We start from the raw sequence: 20,710 nt of genomic DNA on the forward strand, positions 1-20,710 counted from the left end.
GAGCAGGCCAGGCGCGCGGCCGACGTGGTCGATACCGCCATCTTCGACAAGTTCCCGCTGGTCGACGGCCTCAAGCCGATGAACGACGACCTGACCGAGCTGGTGCTCAACCGCACCTGGCGCCCGGCCCTGTCGGTGACCGGCATCGGCGGCATGCCGCCGCTGGAGTCGGCCGGCAACGTGCTGCGCCCGGAAACCTCGGTGAAGCTGTCGCTGCGCCTGCCGCCGACCGCCAACGGCAAGGCCTGCGGCGAGCTGCTGAAGGAAGCGCTGCTGCGTGACCCGCCGAACGGCGCGCACGTGACCCTGGACCTGGAAAAGGCCTCCACCGGCTGGAACGCCCCGGCGATGGCGCCGTGGCTGGAGCAGTCCATCGACGACGCCAGCCAGGCCTTCTTCGGCAAGCCGGCGATGTACATGGGCGAAGGCGGCTCGATCCCGTTCATGGGCATGCTGGGTGAGAAGTTCCCGGGCGCCCAGTTCATGATTACCGGCGTGCTCGGCCCGCACTCCAATGCGCACGGCCCGAACGAGTTCCTGCACATCCCGATGGGCAAGCGCGTCACCTCCTGCGTGTCCAAGGTGCTGTTCGACCACCACGCGGCCAGCCTGCGCGGCGAGACCAGCGGCTCGCCCGTGGCGGCCGACAGCGGCACCCGCCACGGCGGCCACGGCTGCTGCTGAGCGGCGCGATGACGACGCAGCCTGGCCTTGCTAGGCTGCGTTTTTCCTTGAGGCGGGCGGGCACATGAGCGGACTGTTTGGCAGCGACAGCTGGCTGTACATCATCCTGGTCGGCTTCGTGGTCGGCCTGCTCGGACGTTTCTTCATGCCCGGCAACAACCGCATGGGCTGCCTGCTGACCATCGTGCTGGGCATTGCCGGCGCGGTGTCCGCCGGCTGGTTCGGCCGCGAAATGGGCTGGTACGCGGCCGGGCAACCGGCAGGCTTCGTCGGCGCCATCATCGGCGCCATCGCCTTGCTGGCACTGTTGCGGCTGGTCAGCGGCAAGCGCTGAACGCCCCACCTTTTCCCAAAGAATTCGGGGAGGCCACGAGGGCGCCGGCGCCCCGTGGCCGGCCCACTGGTACCTGCGAGCACGCTCCACCGATGACCCTGGATATTTCCCTCGAACCGCAGCGCGCGCGGCAGCGCCTGGAATGGGCCCGCACCCGCCTCGGCGATGGCGCGGCCGACATCGAGCGTGCCTCGGTGGACGCAGGTTTCCGCAGCTACTGGCGCGTCACTGGCCAGAACGGCAGCCACATCGTCATGGACGCCCCGCCCGGTCTGGAAGATCCGCGGCCTTGGCTGCGCATGCGCGAACTGCTGCTGGCGCACGGGCTGCGGGTGCCGGCCCTGCTCGCGCAGGACCTGGAGGCCGGCTTCCTGCTGCTGGAAGATCTCGGCGCACCGACCCTGGCGCGGCTGCTGGATGCCGACAATGCCGACGCGTGGTTCGACCGCGCCATGGAGCAGCTGATCCGGCTGCAGTCGATACCGGTGCCGGAGGGCTTCGGCCATTTCGGCGAAGCCCTGCTGCAGCGCGACGCCGGCCTGTTCGACGAATGGTTCCTGCAGCGCCATCTCGGCCTGCAGCTGGACTGCGGCGAGGTCGAAGGCCTGCAACTGGCGCAGCGGCGGTTGATGGACAACGCGCTGGGCCAGGCGCAGCTGATGACCCATCGCGACTTCATGCCGCGCAACCTGATGCCGGTGGCGGATGGGCCAGCGGTGCTGGACTTCCAGGACCTGGTGCGCGGCCCCATCGCCTACGACCCGGTGAGCCTGTTCAAGGACGCCTTCCTGAGCTGGCCACTGCAACGCGTGGACGGCTGGCTGGCGCGTTACCACGAACACGCGCGCGCCGCTGGCCTGCCGGTGCCCGACCGCGCCACCTTCCTGCGCGATGCCGACTGGATGGGAGTGCAGCGGCACCTGAAGATCCTCGGCATTTTCTCCCGCCTGCACTATCGCGACGGCAAGAGCCATTACCTGGAAGACGTGCCGCGCTTCATCGCCTATCTCGACGAGGTGCTGCCGCGCCATCCGCAACTGTCCGGCATGCTGGCGCTGCTGGAGCAGCGGATCAAGCCGGCGCTGGCCGGACGGGCCGCACAGTGAAGGCGCTGGTCTTCGCCGCGGGGCTGGGCGAGCGCATGCGCCCGCTCACCGAGCACACGCCCAAGCCGCTGCTGCACGCCGGCGGCCGGCCGTTGATCGCATGGCATCTGGAAAAGCTGGCCGCGCTCGGCGTGCGCGAAGTGGTGATCAACACGTCATGGCTGGCAGAGCAGTTCCCCGCGGCGCTGGGCGACGGCAGCCGCTGGAACCTGCGCCTGCACTATGCCTTCGAGGGCCCCACGCCGCTGGAAACCGGCGGCGGCATGCTCAATGCGCTGCCGCTGCTGGGCGACGCGCCCTTCATCGTGGTCAATGGCGATATCTGGACGGACTTCGACTTCTCGCTGCTGCCGCGCGAGCCGGCTGGCGAAGCGCACCTGGTACTGGTGGACAACCCGCCGCAGCATCCGCAGGGCGACTACCGCCTCGACGCGCAGGGCCTGCTGCACCACGACCGCGACGCGCCCTGCCTGACCTATGCCGGCATCGGCATGTACCGCCCGTCGATCCTCGATGGCTGGCGCAAGGTGATCGGCGAAGCGCCGGGCAGCGAGCGCACCCCACCGCGCTTCAGCGTAGTGCCGCTGCAGAAGCACTTCATGGCGCGGGGCCGCATCAGCGGCCAGCACCACCGCGGCCAGTGGACCGACGTCGGCACTCCGCAGCGGCTGCAGGCGCTGGAAGAAGCACTGCGCTGACGGCAGCGCCCGGCGGGGCTTACCCGGTGAGGCCCCAGCGGGGCGGTGCCCCGCTCTACCAGGAACAGACCGCCGCGCCCCTGTAGCGCCGGGCAGCGCCCGGCGGGGCCTGCCCGGTGAAGCCCCAGCGGGGCGGTGCCCCGCTCTACAAGGAACAGATCGCCGCGCCCCTGTAGCGCCGGGCAGCGCCCGGCGGGGCTTGCCCGGTGAAGCCACAGCGGGGCGATGCCCCGCTCTAAAAGGAACAGATCGCTGCGGCTCTGTAGCGCCGGGCAACGCCCGGCGGGGCTTGCCCGGTGAAGCCCCAGCGGGGCGGTGCCCCGCTCTACATTTGCGGCAGGTTGCACGCGCCGCTCAGGACGCGTCCAGCACCTTGCGCAGGAACGGTACGGTGATGCGGCGCTTGGCCGCCAGCGATTCGCGGTCGAGACGGTCCAGCAGTACCACCAGCCCGCCCAGGTCGCGGCCGGTGCGGGTGAGCAGCCAGTCGATGGCGGCCTCGTCCAGCGCCAGCCCGCGCCGGATGGCGCGTTCGCGCAGCACCGCGCCACGTCCGTCGTCATCCAGCGCGTCCAGCACGATGCGTCCGCATTGCGACAGGCGCGAGCGCAGGTCGGGCAGCACCAGCCCAAGCGCGTCGGGCGCGGCCGTGGCGGTATACAGCAGGGTCACGCCGGCGGCGCGCGCGCGGTTGTGGAAGTCGAACAGCGCCACTTCGTCCTCGCGCTGGCCGGCGATCGCGTCCAGTCCATCCAGTGCGACCACGTCGCGCCCTTCCAGCGCCTCCAGCGCGTCGCGCAGGCGCCCGGAAGCGGCCAGCAACGGCAGATAGGCCGAACCGCGCCCGGCCTGCTCGGCAGCGGCGCAGACGGCCAGCGCCAGATGCGTCTTGCCGCTCCCCGCCGGCCCGACCAGGTAGACCCAGTCGCGGCTGCCGCCGGTGGCGGCGGCGCGCAACTGCGCCAGCGCCCCGTCCGGGGCGCCGATGAAACTTTCCAATCGCTGGTCCGGCGGATAGCGCAGGGCCAGCGGCAACTGCGGCACGCTCACTTCGGTTCGACGTCCTTCGGCACGATGCCCATGCCCGGAGCGGGCTCGCCGCTGGACTGCAGCACGATGGTCGGGCCATGCCCGGCATACAGTTCGCTCTGCCGGTAGCGTTCATGCGCATAGCGCAGCAGCACGTTGATCACCGCCGCTGCCGGCAGCGCCAGCAGCATGCCGAGGAAGCCGAACAGCTGGCCGCCGGCCATTACCGCGAAGATCACCGCCACCGGGTGCAGGCCGATCTTGTCGCCGACGATGCGCGGGGTGAGCACATAGCTTTCCAGCAGCTGGCCGATGGTGAACACCACGCCGACCAGCGCCAGCAGCTTCACGTCAAAGCCCTGCGCCTGCACCAGTGCCGCCAGCACCGCCAGCACCACGCCGGTGGTGGCGCCCAGGTAGGGGATGAAGCTGATCAGCCCGGCGATCAGGCCGATCAGCAGGCCCAGGTTGAGCCCCACCACCGACAGGCCGACCGCATAGACCACGCCCAGCGCCAGCATCACCGCGATCTGCCCGCGGATGAAGGCGCCGAGCACGTCGTTGGATTCGCGCGCCAGCCGCGACACGATCTCGATGTGGTTGCGCGGGATCATCGACGCGACGCGCTCGACCAGCCGGTCCCAGTCGCGCAGGAAGTAGTAGGCCAGGATCGGCAGCAGCGCCAGGTTCACCACCCAGGCCACCATCGCGAACCCCGAGCGCGACAGATAGCCGAACAGGGTGGACGCCGCGCCGCCGGCCTGCTGCCAGTGCGCGCGCACCCATTCGAACAGGCGCTCGGGTTCCAGCCAGCCGAGGATCTCCACGCCGGTACGCCGTTCGATCCACGGCAGCGCCGTGCCCATCAGCCACTCCTGCGCCTGCGGCAGCGCGGCCACGAGGGTGACGATCTGGCGCTGGATCATCGGCACCAGGATCAGCAGCGCCAGCGCCAGCAGCAGGACCATCAACGCGAACACCAGGATCACCGCGGTATTGCGCGAGCGGCCACGCGCCTCCAGCCGGTCCACCAGCGGATCGCCCAGCCAGGCCAGCATCAGCGCGACCACGAACGGCGTCAGGATCGGCGCCAGCAGCCATATCACCCACAGCGCGAAGGCGCCCAGCACCGCCCATTTCAGGCGGCGCAGGAACAGCGCGATTTCGGCATCGGCGGCGCCGCTCATCGGACGCGGTACTCGGCCGGGGAGGACGCGGTGGCGCCCTCGGTGGGCGGCGCCACCGGCTGCAGTGCGGCGTCGGCGCCAAGCATGCGGTTCAGCCCCTGCAGGCCGCTCATCAACTCCAGGTCCAGTTCCAGGCGGTCGCCGGAAGCCTGCACCGGCACGATCGAACGCACCACCGCCACCGACTGCAGGGTCGCAGCCACGCGCAGGTAATCGGCCGCGGTGCGGATGCCGCTGACGCGGATGCGATAGATGCCGGCCGCGCCGGCCACCGGCGCCTTGGCATAGCGCTTGACCAGCGCATCGGCCGCGCCATCGGCGCCGCCGGCCATCGCGCGGCGCGCATCGCCGTCGCGGGTGCTCCATTTGGCCAGTTCGCGGCCGTCGTCGACGAATACCCAGTCGGCCATCCAGCCGCCACCGCTGGCGCGGTAAAGCTTGCCGACCAGCTGCATCGGCGGCGCGTAGCGCGCCGATGCGCGGGCGATGGCGGCGGTGTCCTGGCGCCAGATCGCGCCGACCAGCGCCTGCTCGGCCGCGCCGCCGCCGGGCAGTCCGAGGCGGAAGCCGCGTTCGATGGCGCGATCCAGCAGCGGGCGGGCCGCGTTCGACTGCTGCACGCCGACCAGGCGCGGACCGCTGCCGTCGTCGATCGCCATCCACACCACCGGCTTGGGCCGCGGCTGCGGCCATATCGGCAGGCCCAGCGCCGCGACCAGTCCATCCACGTCGTCCTGGCGGAAGCGCGCCACCAGCATGGTGCGGAAACTCGGCGCGCCGGCGGCCGACGTGCTCTGGTCCTGCCGGTAGTCGTAGCTTTCCACCATGTCCCTGGCGCTGCGCAGCGCCTGCGCCACGCCCGGCCGGGTCATCGCGCTGCGGTCGCCGGACAGCTTGGCCAGCACCGCGCCCAGCGCGCGCGCCAGGGCGCCGTTGCGGTCGGCGTCGCTCTGGCTGTTGACCGGCACCTCGGCTTCGTAGGGATTCTGCGCACTGGCCACGTCGCCCTCGGTGCGCACGCCGGACTGCGCAAGCGCCGCCGGGACGGACAGGCAGGACGCCAGAAACAGGAAAAAGGCCAGGCTGCGACGCATTGAGGGTTCCATTGCTCGACGGTTCCGGTGGGAATTGTTGCCCGAATGCGGCCTTGGCGCCAACGTGGCCTGTTAAAATCGCCCGTTCACCCCGCCAGCGCAGCCGACCGTGACCAACACCCCGACTTCCGCCAACTCTCCCCTGACCTACCGTGACGCCGGCGTGGACATCGACGCGGGCAACGAACTGGTCGAACGCATCAAGCCGCTGGTCAAGCGCAGCTTCCGTCCCGAGGTGATGGGCGGGCTGGGTGGATTCGGCGCGCTGTTCGACCTGTCGGGCAAGTACCGCGAGCCGGTGCTGGTCTCCGGCACCGACGGCGTCGGCACCAAGCTCAAGCTGGCCCAGCAGCTCGGCCGCCACGACACCATCGGCATCGACCTGGTCGCCATGTGCGTGAACGACGTGCTGGTGCAGGGCGCCGAGCCGCTGTTCTTCCTGGATTATTTCGCCACCGGCAAGCTGGACATCGACACCGCTGCGGCCGTGGTCGGCGGCATCGCCAACGGCTGCACCGAGGCCGGCTGCGCGCTGATCGGCGGCGAGACCGCCGAGATGCCCGACATGTACGCCCCGGGCGAGTACGATCTCGCCGGCTTCACCGTGGCGGCGGTGGAGAAGAGCGAGCTGAAGGACGGCTCCAGCGTGCGCCAGGGCGACGTGCTGATCGGCATCGCCTCTTCCGGCCCGCATTCCAACGGCTATTCACTGGTGCGCCGCATCTACGACCGCGCCGGCCAGCCGGCCGACCTGGTGCTGGAAGACGGCGTGAAGCTGGTGGACGCGCTGATGGCGCCGACCCGGCTGTACGTCAAGCCGATCCTGTCGCTGCTCAAGGAACACGGCGCCACCATCCACGGCATGGCCCACATCACCGGTGGCGGCCTGACCGAGAACATCATCCGCGTCGTGCCCGAGGGCCTGGGCCTGGAAATCGATGCGGGCAGCTGGACCCTGCCGCCGGTATTCCAGTGGCTGCAGCGCGAGGGCAACGTCGCCGACAGCGAGATGTGGCGCACCTTCAACTGCGGCATCGGCTTCGTGCTGCTGGTGCCGGCCGACCACGCCGCCGCCATCGACGCTTCGCTCGATGCGCTGCAGCTGGCGCATTGGAGCATCGGCAAGGTCGTTGCGGCCGACGGCAGCGAGCGCGTGCGCATCGGCTGAGGCCTCCACCCCGTCAAGGTGCCCCATGGACGCAGTGAATGCTCCGGTTCCGCCGCCCACGCTGACCGACGAGGACGCCAGCCAGCTGCGCCTGCTGTCGATCTTCCACTACGTGGTGGCGGCGATCACCGGGCTGTTTTCGTTGTTCCCCGTGCTGCACCTGGCGATGGGGCTGGCCATGGTCACCGGCAAACTGCCGATGGACCAGGGCACGTCCGGAGCGCAGGCCCTGGACCCGCAACTGTTCGGCTGGTTCTTCGTCGCCTTCGCCGGCGCTTTCATCGTCTGCGGCCTGACCCTGGCCGGGTTCATGGCCTATGCCGGCCGTTGCCTGGGACGGCGCCGGCGCCACACGCTGTGCCTGGTGGTGGCCGCCATTTCCTGCATGATGATGCCCTTCGGCACGGTGCTCGGCGTATTCACCCTGATCGTGCTGATGCGTCCTGCGGTCAAGGCGGCTTTCGCTTGAACAACGCGCCATCGCCCTTCCTCCCGCATCCGGGCCGCATCGCATGAGTCTTGCCAAGAGGGCTGCGTTCATCGGCGTGCTGGCCGTGTTCCTGCTCACGTGGATCAAGCCGCTGTGGCCGCTGGAGCAGGCCCTGCACAGCTCGCTGAGCGTTGCCGGGCTGGTGGCGCTGTGGTGGATTGACCGGCGCTGGCCGCTGGGTACCGGCGCCTTCGCCGCGATCTGCGGCTTCATCGCCCTGCACTGCGTCGGCGCGCGCTGGCTGTATTCCAACGTGCCGTACGAGGCATGGCTGCAGGGGCTGGCCGGCTGGTCGCCCGGCGCGGCCTTTGGCTGGCAGCGCAACCATTTCGACCGGCTGATCCACTTCCTCTATGGCGTCTGCTTCACCCCGGCGCTGGCCCAGCTGGCGCGCCATGCGTGGCCGGCGCTGCGCGGCGGGCAGGCGTTTGCCCTGGCGGTGATGGCGGTCATGTGTTCCAGCCTGGTCTACGAGTGGCTGGAATGGGGCATCGCCCTGGCGTTGTCGCCGGAAGCGGCCGAGGCCTACAACGGCCAGCAGGGCGATGCCTGGGATGCGCATGCCGACATGCTGCTGGCCACGATCGGCAGCCTGCTGGCGTGGCCGCTGTCCAGGCGGGCCTGGCGATGAGCGCGCCGGCCCGCATCGCCGTGCTCGCCTCCGGGCGCGGCAGCAACCTGCAGTGCCTGCTGGACGGCATCGCCGCCGGACAACTGGATGCCCGGATCGCCGGCGCGTTCTCCGACAAACCCGCCGCCGCGGCGCTGGACAAGGTGGCGTCGGAACTGCGCTGGGCGCGCCCGCCCCGGGACTTCGCCAACCGCGAAGCCTTCGACACCGCGCTCGGCGACGCGGTAGCCGCCTGCGCGCCGGACTGGATCGTCTGCGCCGGCTACATGCGCATCCTCGGCGCCGGCTTCGTGCAGCGTTTCGCCGGCCGCCTGGTCAACATCCATCCGTCGCTGCTGCCGCTGCACAAGGGCCTGCACACCCACGCCCGCGCCCTTGAGGCCGGCGACGCGGAGCATGGCGCCAGCGTCCATTTCGTCGTGCCTGAACTGGATGCCGGCACGGTGATCGCCCAGGCTCGGGTGCCGGTGCTGGCCGGCGACAGCCCCGATACCCTGGCCGCGCGGGTGCTTGCGGTCGAACACCCGCTGCTGCTGGCGACGGTGCGCCTGCTCATCGAAGGGCGCTTAGCTGAACGGGATGGCACGGTCCTGCTCGATGGTCAGTCCCTGTTTAATCCGCTGCGCCTAGATTCCGCCGGAACGCTGCACCGCTGATCCGCACATGCCGCTGATGCGCAGGCTGGCATGATCCACGTCCCACCCGCCTCGACCCGAGCATGACGATCGCCCTCCTCAAACCGATGCTGCTGGCAAGCCTGCTGACCGCCCTGCCGGTCCTGGCCCAGGAAACGGTGCCCGCCGGTGCAGCGGCCTTGCCGCCGGCAGAGTGGGATCCGCCGGCGCTGCAGCCGTTCGTCGCCACCTACCAGGCCTTCTACAAGGGCAAGGAGGCAGGCGACGCGACCATGCGCGTGGTCCACGACGATGGCGCCCGCTGGCGCGTGGACATGGCCGTGCGCGGCCGCCGCGGCTTCGCCGGAGTGCTCGGCCTGAACCTGGAGCAGAGCATGGTCTTCGACAACGAGGGCTCGGTGTACGTGCCCTTGAGCCAGAGCACGGTGAAGAAGGCGCTGTTCCTCGGCAGGAAGGTCACCGGCACCTACGACTGGCGGGAAGGCACCGCACAGTGGCAGGGCGACCTGAAGAAGGAACGCCAGCGCCCGATCCCGCTGCAGCGCGGCGACCAGAGCGCGCTGCTGCTCAACCTGTCGCTGATGCGCGACGCCCGCCCCGGCCAGCCGCTGCGCTACCGCTACGTGGACGTGGGCCGGGTGCGCCAGTACGAGTACCAGGCCGCCGCCGGCACCGAGACCGTGCAGGTCGGCGACCTCAGCTACGACGCGCTGCGCGTCTACCGCACCAATGGCGGCAACGACGAAACCATCATGTGGATCGCCAACGGCGTGCCGACCCCCGTGCGCATCCTGCAACGCGAGGATGGCGAGGACGCCATCGATCTGCGCCTGACCGAATACCAAGGAGCCTGAGCATGAAATCCTTCCTGCGCCCCCTTCCGCTGGCGGCCGCGACCTTCGCCGCGCTGGCCAGCCTGCCCGCCTTCGCCGTGCAGCCCTTCACCGCCAACTACCAGGCCAGCTACATGGGCCTGCAGGCCAACGGCGTGATGACCCTGGCCGCGGAGAACGGCGGCAAGTGGCGCTACACGCTGCAGGTCAAGAACCAGCTGGCCGAATTGAGCCAGAGCACCCTGTTCGAAGAACGCAGCGGCCAGTTGCGCCCGCTGAGCGGCCACGACGCCTCGGTGATTCCGTTCAAGCGCCGCGCGGTCGATGCGCGCTACGACTGGGGCAGCAACCAGGCCACCTGGAGCGGCGACGTGAAGCCGGAACGGCGCGGACCGGTGGCGCTGCAGAGCGGCGACATGGACGGCCTGCTGATCAACCTGGCCATCGCCCGCGACGTCGCCGCCGGCAAGCCGCTCAACTACCGGATGGTGGACGACGGCCGGGCCAAGACGCTTTCCTACCGCGTCGTCGGCAAGGAAAACATGACCATCGACGGCAAGACCGTGGAAGCGACCAAGGTCTCGCGCGTGGATGGCAACAAGGAACAGATCGCCTGGATCGCGCCCGGCATGCCGGTGCCGGTGCGCCTGCTGCAGCGCGAAGGCGGCAAGGACGCGCTGGACCTGACGATCAAGTCGCTGCGCTGAGCCGCGGCAACCCCTGTAGGAGCGACTTCAGTCGCGAGGGGCTTCACCGGGAAAGCTTCATCGCGACTGAAGTCGCTCCTACAAAAACAGGAGCAGCGATAGCGCACAAACGAAAAGGCCGCCCGGAGGCGGCCTCTCGTTGCGCGTCGCGGCTGGTCTTACTTGACCAGCTTGGCGATGGCGGCGCCCAGGTCGCCCGGCGAACGGACGGTGACGACGCCGGCGGCTTCCATCGCGGCGAACTTGCCTTCCGCGGTGCCCTTGCCGCCCGAGGCGATCGCACCGGCGTGGCCCATGCGCTTGCCGGCCGGAGCCGAGGCGCCGGCGATGAAGCCGACGACCGGCTTCTTCACGTGGGCCTTGATGTACTCCGCACCGGCTTCCTCGGCGTCGCCGCCGATTTCGCCGACCATGATGATGCCTTCGGTCTGCGGGTCTTCGTTGAACAGCTTCAGGCAGTCGACGAAGTTCAGGCCGTTGATCGGGTCGCCGCCGATGCCGATGCAGGTGGACTGGCCCAGGCCGACTTCGGTGGTCTGCTTGACCGCTTCATAGGTCAGGGTGCCCGAACGCGACACGATGCCGATCTTGCCCGGCATGTGGATGTGGCCCGGCATGATGCCGATCTTGCACTCGCCCGGGGTGATCACGCCGGGGCAGTTCGGCCCGATCAGCACGGTATCCGGGTGCGAGCCCTTCAGCACGTTGTCCACGCGCAGCATGTCCAGCACCGGGATGCCTTCGGTGATGCAGACGATGACCTTGATGCCGGCGGCCGCGGCTTCCAGGATCGCGTCGGCCGCGAACGGCGGCGGCACGTAGATGACCGACGCATTGGCGCCGGTGGACTGCACGGCATCGGCTACGGTGTTGAACACCGGCAGGTCGATGTGGGTGGTGCCGCCCTTGCCCGGGGTGACGCCGCCGACGACCTGGGTGCCGTACTCGATCATCTGGGTGGCGTGGAAGGTGCCCTGCTGGCCGGTGAAGCCCTGCACGATCACCTTGGTGTTCTTGTTGATCAAAACGCTCATGGGATTTCCTTCGGTGTCGTGGGTCAGGCGGCGGCGTTCTTGACCGCTTCAACGACCTTCTTGGCGCCGTCGTTGATGTTGTCGGCCGGGATGATGGCCATGCCGCTGTCGCGCAGCAGCTGCTTGCCTTCTTCCACGTTGGTGCCTTCCAGGCGCACCACGACCGGAACCTTGACGCCCACTTCCTTGACCGCGGCGATGATGCCTTCGGCGATCATGTCGCAGCGGACGATGCCGCCGAAGATGTTGACGAAGATGCCCTCGACCTTGTCCGAGGACAGGATCAGCTTGAACGCCTCGATCACGCGCTGCTTGTTCGCGCCGCCGCCCACGTCCAGGAAGTTCGCCGGCTCGCCGCCGTTGAGCTTGATGACGTCCATGGTGGCCATGGCCAGGCCGGCGCCGTTCACCATGCAGCCGATGTTGCCGTCCATGGTGACGTAGTTGATGTCCAGCTCCGAAGCGGTCACTTCGGTTTCGTCTTCCTGGGACTTGTCGCGCATGGCGACCAGTTCCTTGTGACGGAACGCGGCGTTGTCGTCGCTGTTGAACTTGCCGTCCAGTGCGTACAGGTTGCCGTCGTCCAGGATGGCCAGCGGGTTGATCTCAACCAGCGCCAGGTCCTTTTCGTTGAAGATGCGGTACAGGTTGACCATGATGCTGGCGAACTGGCTGGCCTGCTTGGCGGTCAGGCCCATCTTGAAGCCGATGTCGCGGCCGTGGTAACCCTGCACGCCCTCGACGAAGTCCACGTTCAGGGTGTGGATCTTGTCCGGGGTTTCGGCAGCGACCTGCTCGATCTCCATGCCGCCTTCCGAGGAGGCGATGAAGCTGATGGTGCGGGTGCCACGATCGACCAGCACCGACAGGTACAGCTCCTTGACGATCTCACCGGCGGTGGTCACCAGCACCAGGTTGATCGGCAGCTCGACGCCGGCGGTCTGGTAGGTGGCCATCTTGGTGCCGAGCATCTTGGCCGCAGCGGCCTTGACGTCTTCGACGGTCTTGCAGAACTTGACGCCGCCGGCCTTGCCGCGGCCGCCTGCGTGGATCTGCGCCTTGACCATCCAGGGGCCCTGGCCCAGCGACTGGGCAACTGCTACAGCCTCGTCCGGGGTAGCCGCGACCTTGCCGGCCGGAACCGGGATGCCGTATTCGGCAAGCAGCTGTTTTGACTGGTACTCGTGGAAATTCATGCGTCACCGTGGGAATGGGAACAACCGCCACGAGTCCGCAGGGCCATTGGATGGCCTTCCTGCAGGGCGGGCGGGCCCACCATTGTCGCCGACCGCGGCCCGTGGCGCAAAGTAAAGGCCAGCCCGGAACCACGAAAAGGGCGGAATCACGCGCCATTTCAGCCACTTGCCGACCGCCGCGCCGGGATGGCCGGCGGCCCGCGGCGGCTCCCGCCCGCACCTATACTCCTTCCTGCCGCCCGTCGCCGGAGCCCCGCACTTGTCTTCCCGTTCCTCGCTGATCGACCGCATCGAATCGATACCGCGGCGCGAGCTCTATTTCTTCGCGCTGTACCGGGTGCTGATCGCCAGCCTGATCGCGGCGCTGGTGTTCAGCCCGCTGAGCGCGCTGATGAGCGAGGCGCACCATCCCGTGCTGGCGCGCGCGGTCTCCATCGGCTACCTGCCGGTCGCGCTGGGCCTGCTGGCATGGGGCCGCAACGAGCGCTGGCTGCAGCCGCTGGTGTTCTGGGGGGCGGTGACCGACATCCTCGCCGCCACCCTGCTCACCCATGCGCTGCCCGGCGCCAGCGCCGGCATCTCGATGACCCTGCTGTTCAACATCTCCGCCGCGGCCATGCTGCTGCCGCTGTCGCGCGGCATGCTGGTGGCGCTGGTGGCCAGCATCGCCACCGTGGCCGAATTCGGCTGGCGCGAACTGGAGGGCGGCGGGAGCACCCGCACCCTGGCCGAGCTGGCGATGTTCATCACCAGCTACCTCGCCCTGGCCTGGATCAGCTACCAGATCGGCAACCGCGCCCGCCGCAACCAGCAGCTGGCCGAGCGGCGCGGCGCCGAGGTCGCCAATCTGTTCGAGATCAACGAGCTGATCATCCGCCGCATGCGCACCGGCGTATTGGTGGTCGATGGCGGCGGCCGCATCGCCCTGGCCAACGAGGCCGCCGCCGCCCTGCTCGGCGAAGCCGGCGACGGGCTGGCCGGCGGCGAGGCGCGGCTGGGACAGATCGCGCCGGAGCTGGCCCGGCGCCTGCAGCGCTGGCGCGCCGATTCCAACGGCGAGGAGCTGCCGCTGCAGCTGGCCAACGGCCAGGCCGAAGTACAGCCGCGTTTCGCCCGCCTGCTGGCCGACAGCGACCAGACCCTGCTGTTCCTGGACGACACCAGCGTGGTCTCGCGCCGCGCCGAGTCGCTGACCCTTTCAACCCTGGGCCGCTTCTCGGCCAGCCTCGCCCACGAGATCCGCAACCCGCTGGCGGCGATCAACTACGCCACCCAGCTGCTGGAGGAATCAAACGACCTGGGCGATGCCGACCGGCGCCTGCTGCAGATCATCCACCAGCAGTGCCAGCGCACCAACGGCATCGTCGAGAGCGTGCTGGCGCTGGCCCGCCGCGAGCGCGCCAGCCCCGAAAACCTGGACCTGGCCAGCTTCGTGCGCCGCTTCGTGCTGGAGTACCGGCAGACGCTGTCCACCGAGACCGATGACGTGGAATCCATCATCCGCGAGTCCTCGGTGCCGGCGCTGATGGACCCGCGCCACCTGCACCAGGTCCTGACCGCGCTGGTGCACAACGCGCTCAAATACGGCCGCATGGGCGACGAACCGGCGCGGGTGCGGATCCGCGTCGCATCCTCCGGCCGCCATGCGGTGATCGACGTGATCGATCGCGGCCCCGGCATCCCCGAGGGAGTGGCCACGCAGCTGTTCCGGCCGTTCTACACCACCTCCGAACACGGCACCGGACTGGGCCTGTACATCGCCCGCGAGCTGTGCCGGGCCAGCCAGGCGCAGCTGGAATACATCCCGGTACCGACCCGCGGCGCCTGTTTCCGCATCGTCATGGCCGCGCCGCACGGCGCGTTCGCCGCCTGATCCGGGTGCAGGCCGGGCGCCGAAGATGACGTCCAGCCTCGGACTCGGCTATCGTTTTCAACATGAACGTGACGCATAGCGCGCTGGTCGTCGACGACGAGCGGGACATCCGCGAACTCCTGGTCCTGACCCTGGGCAGGATGGGACTGCGCATCAGCACCGCCGCCAACCTGGCCGAGGCCCGCGAACTGCTGGCCAGCAACAGCTTCGACCTGTGCCTGACCGACATGCGCCTGCCCGACGGCAACGGCATCGAACTGGTCACCGAGATCGCACGCGATCACCCGCGCACGCCGGTGGCCATGATCACCGCCTTCGGCAGCATGGACCTGGCGGTGGAGGCTTTGAAGGCCGGCGCATTCGACTTCGTCAGCAAGCCGGTGGACATCGGCGTGCTGCGCGGCATGGTCAAGCACGCGCTGGAACTCAACAACAGCGAGCGCACCGCGCCGCCGGCCCCGCCGGAAAGCGCTTCGCGCCTGCTCGGCGACTCGCAGGCGATGGCCGACCTGCGCACCACCATCACCAAGGTCGCGCGCAGCCAGGCGCCGGTCTACATCGTCGGCGAGTCCGGCGTCGGCAAGGAGCTGGTCGCGCGCACCATCCACGACCAAGGCGGGCGCGCGGCCGGGCCGTTCATCCCGGTCAACTGCGGCGCCATCCCCGGCGAGTTGATGGAGAGCGAGTTCTTCGGCCACAAGAAGGGCAGCTTCACCGGTGCGCATGCCGACAAGCCCGGACTGTTCCAGGCCGCGCATGGCGGCACCCTGTTCCTGGACGAAGTGGCCGAATTGCCGCTGCAGATGCAGGTCAAGCTGCTGCGCGCGATCCAGGAGAAATCCGTACGCCCGGTCGGCTCGGCCACCGAGGTGCCGGTGGACGTGCGCATCCTGTCGGCCACGCACAAGGACCTGGCCATGCTGGTACAGGACGGTCGTTTCCGCCACGACCTGTACTACCGCATCAACGTCATCGAACTGCGCGTGCCGCCGCTGCGCGAACGCCGCAACGACCTGCCGCAGCTGGCGGCGGCCATCCTCAGCCGGCTGGCCCGTTCGCAGCAGCTGCCCACGCCGCTGCTCTCGCCCTCGGCGCTGGACGCGCTGGCCGGCCATGCCTTCCCCGGCAACGTGCGCGAACTGGAGAATGTGCTGGAACGCGCGCTCGCCCTGGTCGATGGCGACAGCATCGGCGCCAGCGACCTGCGCCTGCCGGCGCCGCGCACCGATGCATCACTGGCCACCGAAGAAGCCGTGGCCGACATCGACGCCGGCAATGCCGCCCTTCCCTCCTATATCGAACAAATGGAGCGCGCGGCCATCCAGAAGGCGCTGGAAGAAAACCGCTGGAACCGGACCCGCACCGCGGCGCAGCTGGGGATCACCTTCCGGGCGCTGCGCTACAAGCTCAAGAAGCTCGGGATGGATTGAGCCCACCCGCTTGCCGGGCCACGCCCGGCGCGCACAACCGACCAGCAGCACGGGGACGCCCTGCCGGGGCACTATGGCGCAGGCCCCGCCGGGCGCTGCCCGGCGCTACAGCCCCCGCCCCCCTGTAGAGCGGGGCAACGCCCCGCTGGAGCTTTCCCGGCCAAGCCCCGCCGGGCGGTGCCCGGCGCTACAGGCCCCCGCCATCCTACAGAGCGGGGCAACGCCCCGCTGGAGCCCTCCCAGCCAATCCCTCCGGGTATCGCCATCATGCTCCGCCACTAGAGCGCCTCGGCCTACAAGGGCTCGGCCACACTCTCGGGGCCGTCGCAGGGGATATGCAGGGTGAAGCAGGTTCCCTCCGGCACGTCGCCCGGATCGCCCGCGCGGCGGCTGCGCACCTCGATCCGTCCGCCCAGCACCTCGGTCACGATCTGGTGGACGATGTGCAGCCCCAGGCCGGTGCCGCCGCGGTTGCGTGCCGTGGTGTAGAACGGCTCGAAGATGCGCGCCAGATCCTCCGGCGCGATGCCGCCGCCGTCATCGGCGACCTCTATCCGGACCTGCGCGGCGCCATCGCGGCGGGCCGCCAGCCGGATGCGCCCACCCTTCCCCTCGGGATACGCGTGCAGCAGCGCGTTGTTGAGCAGATTGGCCACCACCTGCTCCAGCGGACCGGGATAGGTCTGCATGGCAATGCCCGGTTCCAGGTCCAGTTCGAGCGCGATGCCCTCGGCCAGGCCCCCGCGGCGCAGGCGCGGATCGGCATCGAGCAGGACTTCGGCCAGGTCGAAGCGACGGCGCTCCAGCGACGCGCGGTCCACGGCCACCTGTTTGAACCGCTTCACCAGCGCCGAGGTACGCCGCAGTTCCCCATCGGCCAGGGCGCAGGCGCTTGCAGCCTCGGCCAGGAAGCTCTCCAGTTCGGACCGGCGCAGGCCCGCCATGATCTGCGCCTGCAGGCGGGCGACGCCGCTGCGCAGCGTGCCCAGCGCCAGCTGCGCGCTGGCCAGGGGGGTATTCATTTCGTGCGCGACGCCGGCCACCATCAGGCCGAGCGAGGACAGGCGCTCGGCCCGCGCCAGTTCCTGCTGCGCCGCCTGCAGATGCCCGTTCGCCAGCGCCAGCGCCTCGTTGCTGTCGCGCAGGCGCTGCATGTAGGCCAGCTCGCGTGCCAGGCCGCGCGCCTGGCCCAGCACCACCCACAGCACCAGCACGACCCCCAGCAGCGCCAACCCGCCAAGCGCGGCCTTCCAGCGCGCCGCCGGCGGCCGCGAGCGATGCACGAGCAGCCGCAGCTGCCCCAGGGTCGGGTCGGCATGGGCCAGCAGGTCGCCTTCGGTACCGCGCCAGGCCGCCTGCAGGGTGGAGAAACTCCAGTCGTGCCAGTCGCCCGATGGACGCCGCTGCATCGCGGCCCATAGCGCCGGGTCGAAGTTCGCCACGGTGTGCCCGGACTGGCCCAGCTGCCATCCCCAGGCATCATCGGGAGTCGGACCGAGCAGCCAGTAGCCCTGCGGATGGACCAGGTACAGGCTGAAACCCGATTGCGCCGCCCGCGTGCGCAGGCGTTCGAGCAAGACGTTGCCATGCAGGTTGACCACCGCCACGCCGGCGCTGCCATCGGCCAGCAGGAACGATGAGGAGGCGCGCAGGGTCGGGCGCAGCGGCTGCTCGATGCGCCCGTTCTCGACATTGAGGTCCAGCGGCGAGAGATGGATCTGGCCCGGCTGCAGATGCAGCGCGTTCTCGAAGAACGGCCGGCCACGCTTGTCCTGCAGCGCGCTCCCGGGAACGCGGCGGATGCTGCCCGCATCCTGGTCCACGCGCAGGCGCTCGCGGCCGGTGGCGTCCATCCAGCGCACTTTGTGATAGTCGCCGCCGGCCATCAGGAAGCTGGTGTAGGTCTCCAGCAGCTGCGCCTGCGAACCGCTTTCCAGCAGGCGCGGGGTCAGGAAGGCGAGAAAGCGGGTGTCGTCGCGCAACCGCCCCAGCCGGCGCAGCATCGACTGCGCCGCGTTCTCCACCGCATCGTGCGCGGCCTGGCGTTCGGGCAGGCGCACGGCACGGTCCATCTCGTACCAGAGCACCGGCAGCGCGGTCAGCAGGCCCAGCAGCCAGGGCGCGGCGATCAGCGTCACCCGCCATGGGTGAGCGCGCAGCGCGGCCCAGGCCTCCTGCCAGCGCAGGCGCGGCGACTCCCAGAGGCGGCACATGCTCAGACCTGGCCGCGCAGCCGCGCGATGAAGTCTTCCACCGGCTCGGGGCGCGCGAACAGATAGCCCTGCGCGCAGGGGCATTCATGGCGGCGCAGCCATTCGACCTGGGCGGGGGTTTCCACGCCTTCGGCGACGATGTCCAAGCCCAGCCGGCGGCCCAGCGCGATGATCATGTCCGCCACGTTCGCGCCGCCGCCTTCCCCGCCGACGCCCGCGGTGAACTGCCGGTCCAGCTTGAGCCGCGTCACCGGCAGTGAATGCACATAGCGCAGCGACGAATAGCCGGTTCCGAAATCATCCACCGCGATGCCGAACCCGAGCCGCCGCAGACGCGCCAGCAGCTCGCGGCCGTCCTGATAGTCGCTCATCACCGTACCTTCGGTGATCTCCAGTTCCATCCGCCGCGGTTCGATGCCGTGGCGCGCCACCGTGGCGGCCAGTTCCTCGATGAACTCGCGCCGATGCAACTGCAGCGGCGACACGTTGACCGACACCGGGATATCCGGGAAGCCCGCCCGCTCCATCGCGCGCAGGGCATCGCAGGCCAGCTCGATCACCCGCCCGCCCAGCGGCACGATCAGGCCGCTGGCCTCGGCGACCGGGATGAAACTTGCCGGCGACATCGGCCGCCCATCCTCGGTCCAGCGCGCCAGCGCCTCGGCACCGACGATGGCGCCGCTCTGCAGGTCCACCTGCGCCTGCAGCGCGATGCCGATGCGGTCCTCGCGCAGCGCGCGGTACAGCGCACGCGACTCCAGGAAGCGGTGCAGGTTCTCCTGCTCGCTCTCGATCTGGTACTCGGCCACGCCATGCCCGCCGCTGGCGCGGATCCGGTTCACCAGCAGCAGGCCGGCCGCCAGCGCGCCACCGGCGCCGCCGCGGTATACGTCCAGGTCGACCCGCGCCGCATCCACTCGCAGGAAGGGCAATTCGCCGGCATCCTCGCTCTGTTCCAGCGCATCGACCGGATCGGAGGCCAGCCAGCGCGACGGCCCGAGCACGGCGAAGGTGCCCTCGTGCAGGCGCGCGATGTGGCAGGGCGGCGGATACATCTGCGCCAACCGCTCGGCCATGCGCTGCAGCAGCAGGTCGCCCTGCTCCGGCCCCAGCGCGAGACTTCCGTCGCTGTACTGGCCGAGGTCGACCACCAGCAGGCTCTGCCCGCAGGGCCGCGGCAGCTCCAGTACCTGCCGCAGGTCGCGGCGCAGCGCATTGCCGTTGGGAATATCCAGCAGGCTGTCGCGGTAGGCGACCCGGTCCAGCCGCGCCGCCAGGTCGACGTTGACCAGGCCGGCATTGGCATGGGTGACGAACACCTGCAGCAGTTCGTGTTCCTCGGCGTCGAGCGAGCGCTCGGTCGCCAGGTAGATCGCCATCGGCGGCACCGTGCCGTCGCCATCGAGGAACAGCACCTGGCTGGACGGCATGCCGATGCTGGAGCGGCACGCGAATGCATCCAGCAGCAGGTCGCGGACCATCGGGTCGGCGATGTCCTGCACGCGGCGGCCTTCCAATGCCTCGAAGCAGCCGTCGGCCGCGGTCACCAGCGCCTCGTCCGCAGGCAGGTCGACCGCGCCATCGTGCAGGCACACCAGGCCGTCGAGCGGCACCTCCAGCAGCGCCGCCAGTTCTCGCAGCAGCTGCCGCGAGAAACCGTCCGGGTCGCGCAGCCCGGCCAGGCGGCTGCCGGCCTGCACGATGTGCTGCAACCCGCGCTTGGCCCGCGCCAGCGCGTGGATCTCGCTCCATGTCCGCAGCGAACCGGTGACGATGCCCTGCAGCCGCTCGCGGTAGAGGTCGGTCTTGAGCCAGTACTCGCTGATGTCCAGCTGCTGCAGGGTCTTGCGCAGCGGCGCCATGCCGGGCTGGCCGGTGATCAGCACGATGCGCACTTCGGAGTTGCCCATCTGCTCGCGCACCGCGCGCACGAGTTGCAGGCCGGCGTCGTCGGTCTCCATCACCACGTCCAGCAGGATCGCGGAGATGCCGGGATTGGCCGCCATCATCTGGCGGGCCTCGCTGGACGAGGATGCCGTCAGCAGCCGCAGCGGGCTTTCATTGAAACGGAAATCCGACAGCGCCATCCGCAGCGACTGCTGGAAGCCGGGGTCGTCATCGACGCTGAGGACGGTGAAGGGAGTGTTGTCCGGCGACTGGCCATTGTCGGCCAGTTCCTGGCGGAACTCGAACATCCTGTCGTCGCCCGACCATGCGCTACCGCTCATGCCCCTTTCCCCCAGACCCGGCTGTACTGGACCGACACGTGCCACGCCAGCCTAGCGCATTCATGCCCGGCGGTCGAACGGCCTTTGCCTGCCCCATGGCGATCTATCGGCACGCGCCCGGCCGCGCTTGAGTGGTCGCT

General features: G+C 69.6%; 18 protein-coding genes and 1 pseudogene. 12 read left to right on the forward strand and 7 right to left on the reverse strand.

Annotated features, from left to right (window positions below):
* From QMX80_RS09820 to murU, 4 genes and pseudogenes are all read left to right on the forward strand, one after another.
* Positions 1-684 (forward strand): annotated as a pseudogene (locus tag QMX80_RS09820) (peptidase dimerization domain-containing protein); the annotation flags it as partial.
* Between the two features lie 64 nt (positions 685-748).
* Complete coding sequence (locus QMX80_RS09825) at positions 749-1,018, forward strand: GlsB/YeaQ/YmgE family stress response membrane protein (RefSeq protein ID WP_055771366.1); 270 nt, start codon at positions 749-751, stop codon at positions 1,016-1,018.
* 92 nt (positions 1,019-1,110) lie between these two features.
* On the forward strand, positions 1,111-2,124 hold the full coding sequence (locus QMX80_RS09830; protein ID WP_282276770.1) for a phosphotransferase: 1,014 nt from the start codon (positions 1,111-1,113) through the stop codon (positions 2,122-2,124).
* Positions 2,121-2,822 (forward strand): N-acetylmuramate alpha-1-phosphate uridylyltransferase MurU, encoded by a 702-nt coding sequence (gene murU, locus QMX80_RS09835; RefSeq protein WP_282276772.1) that lies wholly within the window; start codon positions 2,121-2,123, stop codon positions 2,820-2,822. The genes QMX80_RS09830 and murU overlap by 4 nt, the downstream gene beginning before the upstream one ends.
* Positions 2,823-3,176: 354 nt before the next feature.
* Here murU and hda read toward each other — a convergent pair whose 3' ends face one another.
* From hda to QMX80_RS09850, 3 genes are read right to left on the reverse strand one after another with little or no spacing between them, the layout of a single operon-like run.
* A complete protein-coding gene (hda, locus tag QMX80_RS09840) occupies positions 3,177-3,872 on the reverse strand; it encodes a DnaA regulatory inactivator Hda (protein ID WP_055771375.1) in 696 nt (231 codons plus the stop codon).
* Positions 3,869-5,038, reverse strand: coding sequence for an AI-2E family transporter (locus QMX80_RS09845; RefSeq protein ID WP_282276776.1), 1,170 nt, complete (start codon positions 5,036-5,038; stop codon positions 3,869-3,871). The genes hda and QMX80_RS09845 overlap by 4 nt, the downstream gene beginning before the upstream one ends.
* Positions 5,035-6,144: a DUF2066 domain-containing protein gene (locus QMX80_RS09850; RefSeq protein WP_282276778.1), complete on the reverse strand. Its 1,110-nt coding sequence runs from the start codon at positions 6,142-6,144 to the stop codon at positions 5,035-5,037. Before QMX80_RS09850 ends, QMX80_RS09845 begins: the two co-directional genes overlap by 4 nt.
* Before the next feature lie 97 nt (positions 6,145-6,241).
* Between QMX80_RS09850 and purM the strand changes: the two genes are divergently transcribed.
* From purM to QMX80_RS09880, 6 genes are all read left to right on the forward strand, one after another.
* On the forward strand, positions 6,242-7,300 hold the full coding sequence (gene purM / locus QMX80_RS09855) for a phosphoribosylformylglycinamidine cyclo-ligase (protein ID WP_282276780.1): 1,059 nt from the start codon (positions 6,242-6,244) through the stop codon (positions 7,298-7,300).
* A gap of 25 nt (positions 7,301-7,325) precedes the next feature.
* Entirely contained in the window at positions 7,326-7,769 is a 444-nt protein-coding gene (locus QMX80_RS09860; RefSeq protein WP_282276781.1) for a hypothetical protein, read from the forward strand.
* Positions 7,770-7,812: 43 nt separating this feature from the next.
* The gene (locus QMX80_RS09865; RefSeq protein ID WP_282276782.1) at positions 7,813-8,421 is read left to right on the forward strand and encodes a DUF2238 domain-containing protein; all 609 of its coding nucleotides are present in this window, start codon (positions 7,813-7,815) and stop codon (positions 8,419-8,421) included.
* On the forward strand, positions 8,418-9,077 hold the full coding sequence (gene purN / locus QMX80_RS09870) for a phosphoribosylglycinamide formyltransferase (RefSeq protein WP_282276804.1): 660 nt from the start codon (positions 8,418-8,420) through the stop codon (positions 9,075-9,077). Before QMX80_RS09865 ends, purN begins: the two co-directional genes overlap by 4 nt.
* Before the next feature lie 62 nt (positions 9,078-9,139).
* Positions 9,140-9,910 carry a DUF3108 domain-containing protein gene (locus tag QMX80_RS09875; RefSeq protein WP_345782369.1) on the forward strand — a complete coding sequence of 257 codons (771 nt, stop codon included), beginning with the start codon at positions 9,140-9,142 and terminating at the stop codon, positions 9,908-9,910.
* 2 nt (positions 9,911-9,912) lie between these two features.
* Positions 9,913-10,596: a DUF3108 domain-containing protein gene (locus QMX80_RS09880; protein WP_282276784.1), complete on the forward strand. Its 684-nt coding sequence runs from the start codon at positions 9,913-9,915 to the stop codon at positions 10,594-10,596.
* Between the two features lie 158 nt (positions 10,597-10,754).
* Here the strand turns inward: QMX80_RS09880 and sucD are convergent, their stop codons facing one another.
* Both sucD and sucC read right to left on the reverse strand, forming a co-directional pair.
* Positions 10,755-11,630: a succinate--CoA ligase subunit alpha gene (gene sucD, locus QMX80_RS09885; RefSeq protein ID WP_055771395.1), complete on the reverse strand. Its 876-nt coding sequence runs from the start codon at positions 11,628-11,630 to the stop codon at positions 10,755-10,757.
* A gap of 23 nt (positions 11,631-11,653) precedes the next feature.
* Positions 11,654-12,826 carry an ADP-forming succinate--CoA ligase subunit beta gene (gene sucC / locus QMX80_RS09890; protein ID WP_282276790.1) on the reverse strand — a complete coding sequence of 391 codons (1,173 nt, stop codon included), beginning with the start codon at positions 12,824-12,826 and terminating at the stop codon, positions 11,654-11,656.
* Between the two features lie 259 nt (positions 12,827-13,085).
* Here sucC and QMX80_RS09895 point away from each other — a divergent pair, with 259 nt between their 5' ends.
* Both QMX80_RS09895 and QMX80_RS09900 read left to right on the forward strand, forming a co-directional pair.
* Positions 13,086-14,699: a HAMP domain-containing sensor histidine kinase gene (locus tag QMX80_RS09895; protein ID WP_055771401.1), complete on the forward strand. Its 1,614-nt coding sequence runs from the start codon at positions 13,086-13,088 to the stop codon at positions 14,697-14,699.
* Positions 14,700-14,761: 62 nt separating this feature from the next.
* Positions 14,762-16,129: a sigma-54 dependent transcriptional regulator gene (locus QMX80_RS09900; protein ID WP_282276792.1), complete on the forward strand. Its 1,368-nt coding sequence runs from the start codon at positions 14,762-14,764 to the stop codon at positions 16,127-16,129.
* A gap of 293 nt (positions 16,130-16,422) precedes the next feature.
* On the opposite strand, the gene QMX80_RS09905 is transcribed toward QMX80_RS09900, so the two are convergent.
* The gene (locus QMX80_RS09905; protein ID WP_282276794.1) at positions 16,423-18,342 is read right to left on the reverse strand and encodes a sensor histidine kinase; all 1,920 of its coding nucleotides are present in this window, start codon (positions 18,340-18,342) and stop codon (positions 16,423-16,425) included.
* A gap of 2 nt (positions 18,343-18,344) precedes the next feature.
* Entirely contained in the window at positions 18,345-20,570 is a 2,226-nt protein-coding gene (locus QMX80_RS09910; protein ID WP_282276796.1) for an EAL domain-containing protein, read from the reverse strand.
* Positions 20,571-20,710 lie beyond the last annotated feature (140 nt).

The organism is Stenotrophomonas sp. PS02297 (genome assembly GCF_029959705.1).
In the GTDB taxonomy this organism is placed as follows: Bacteria; Pseudomonadota; Gammaproteobacteria; order Xanthomonadales; family Xanthomonadaceae; genus Stenotrophomonas; species Stenotrophomonas nitritireducens.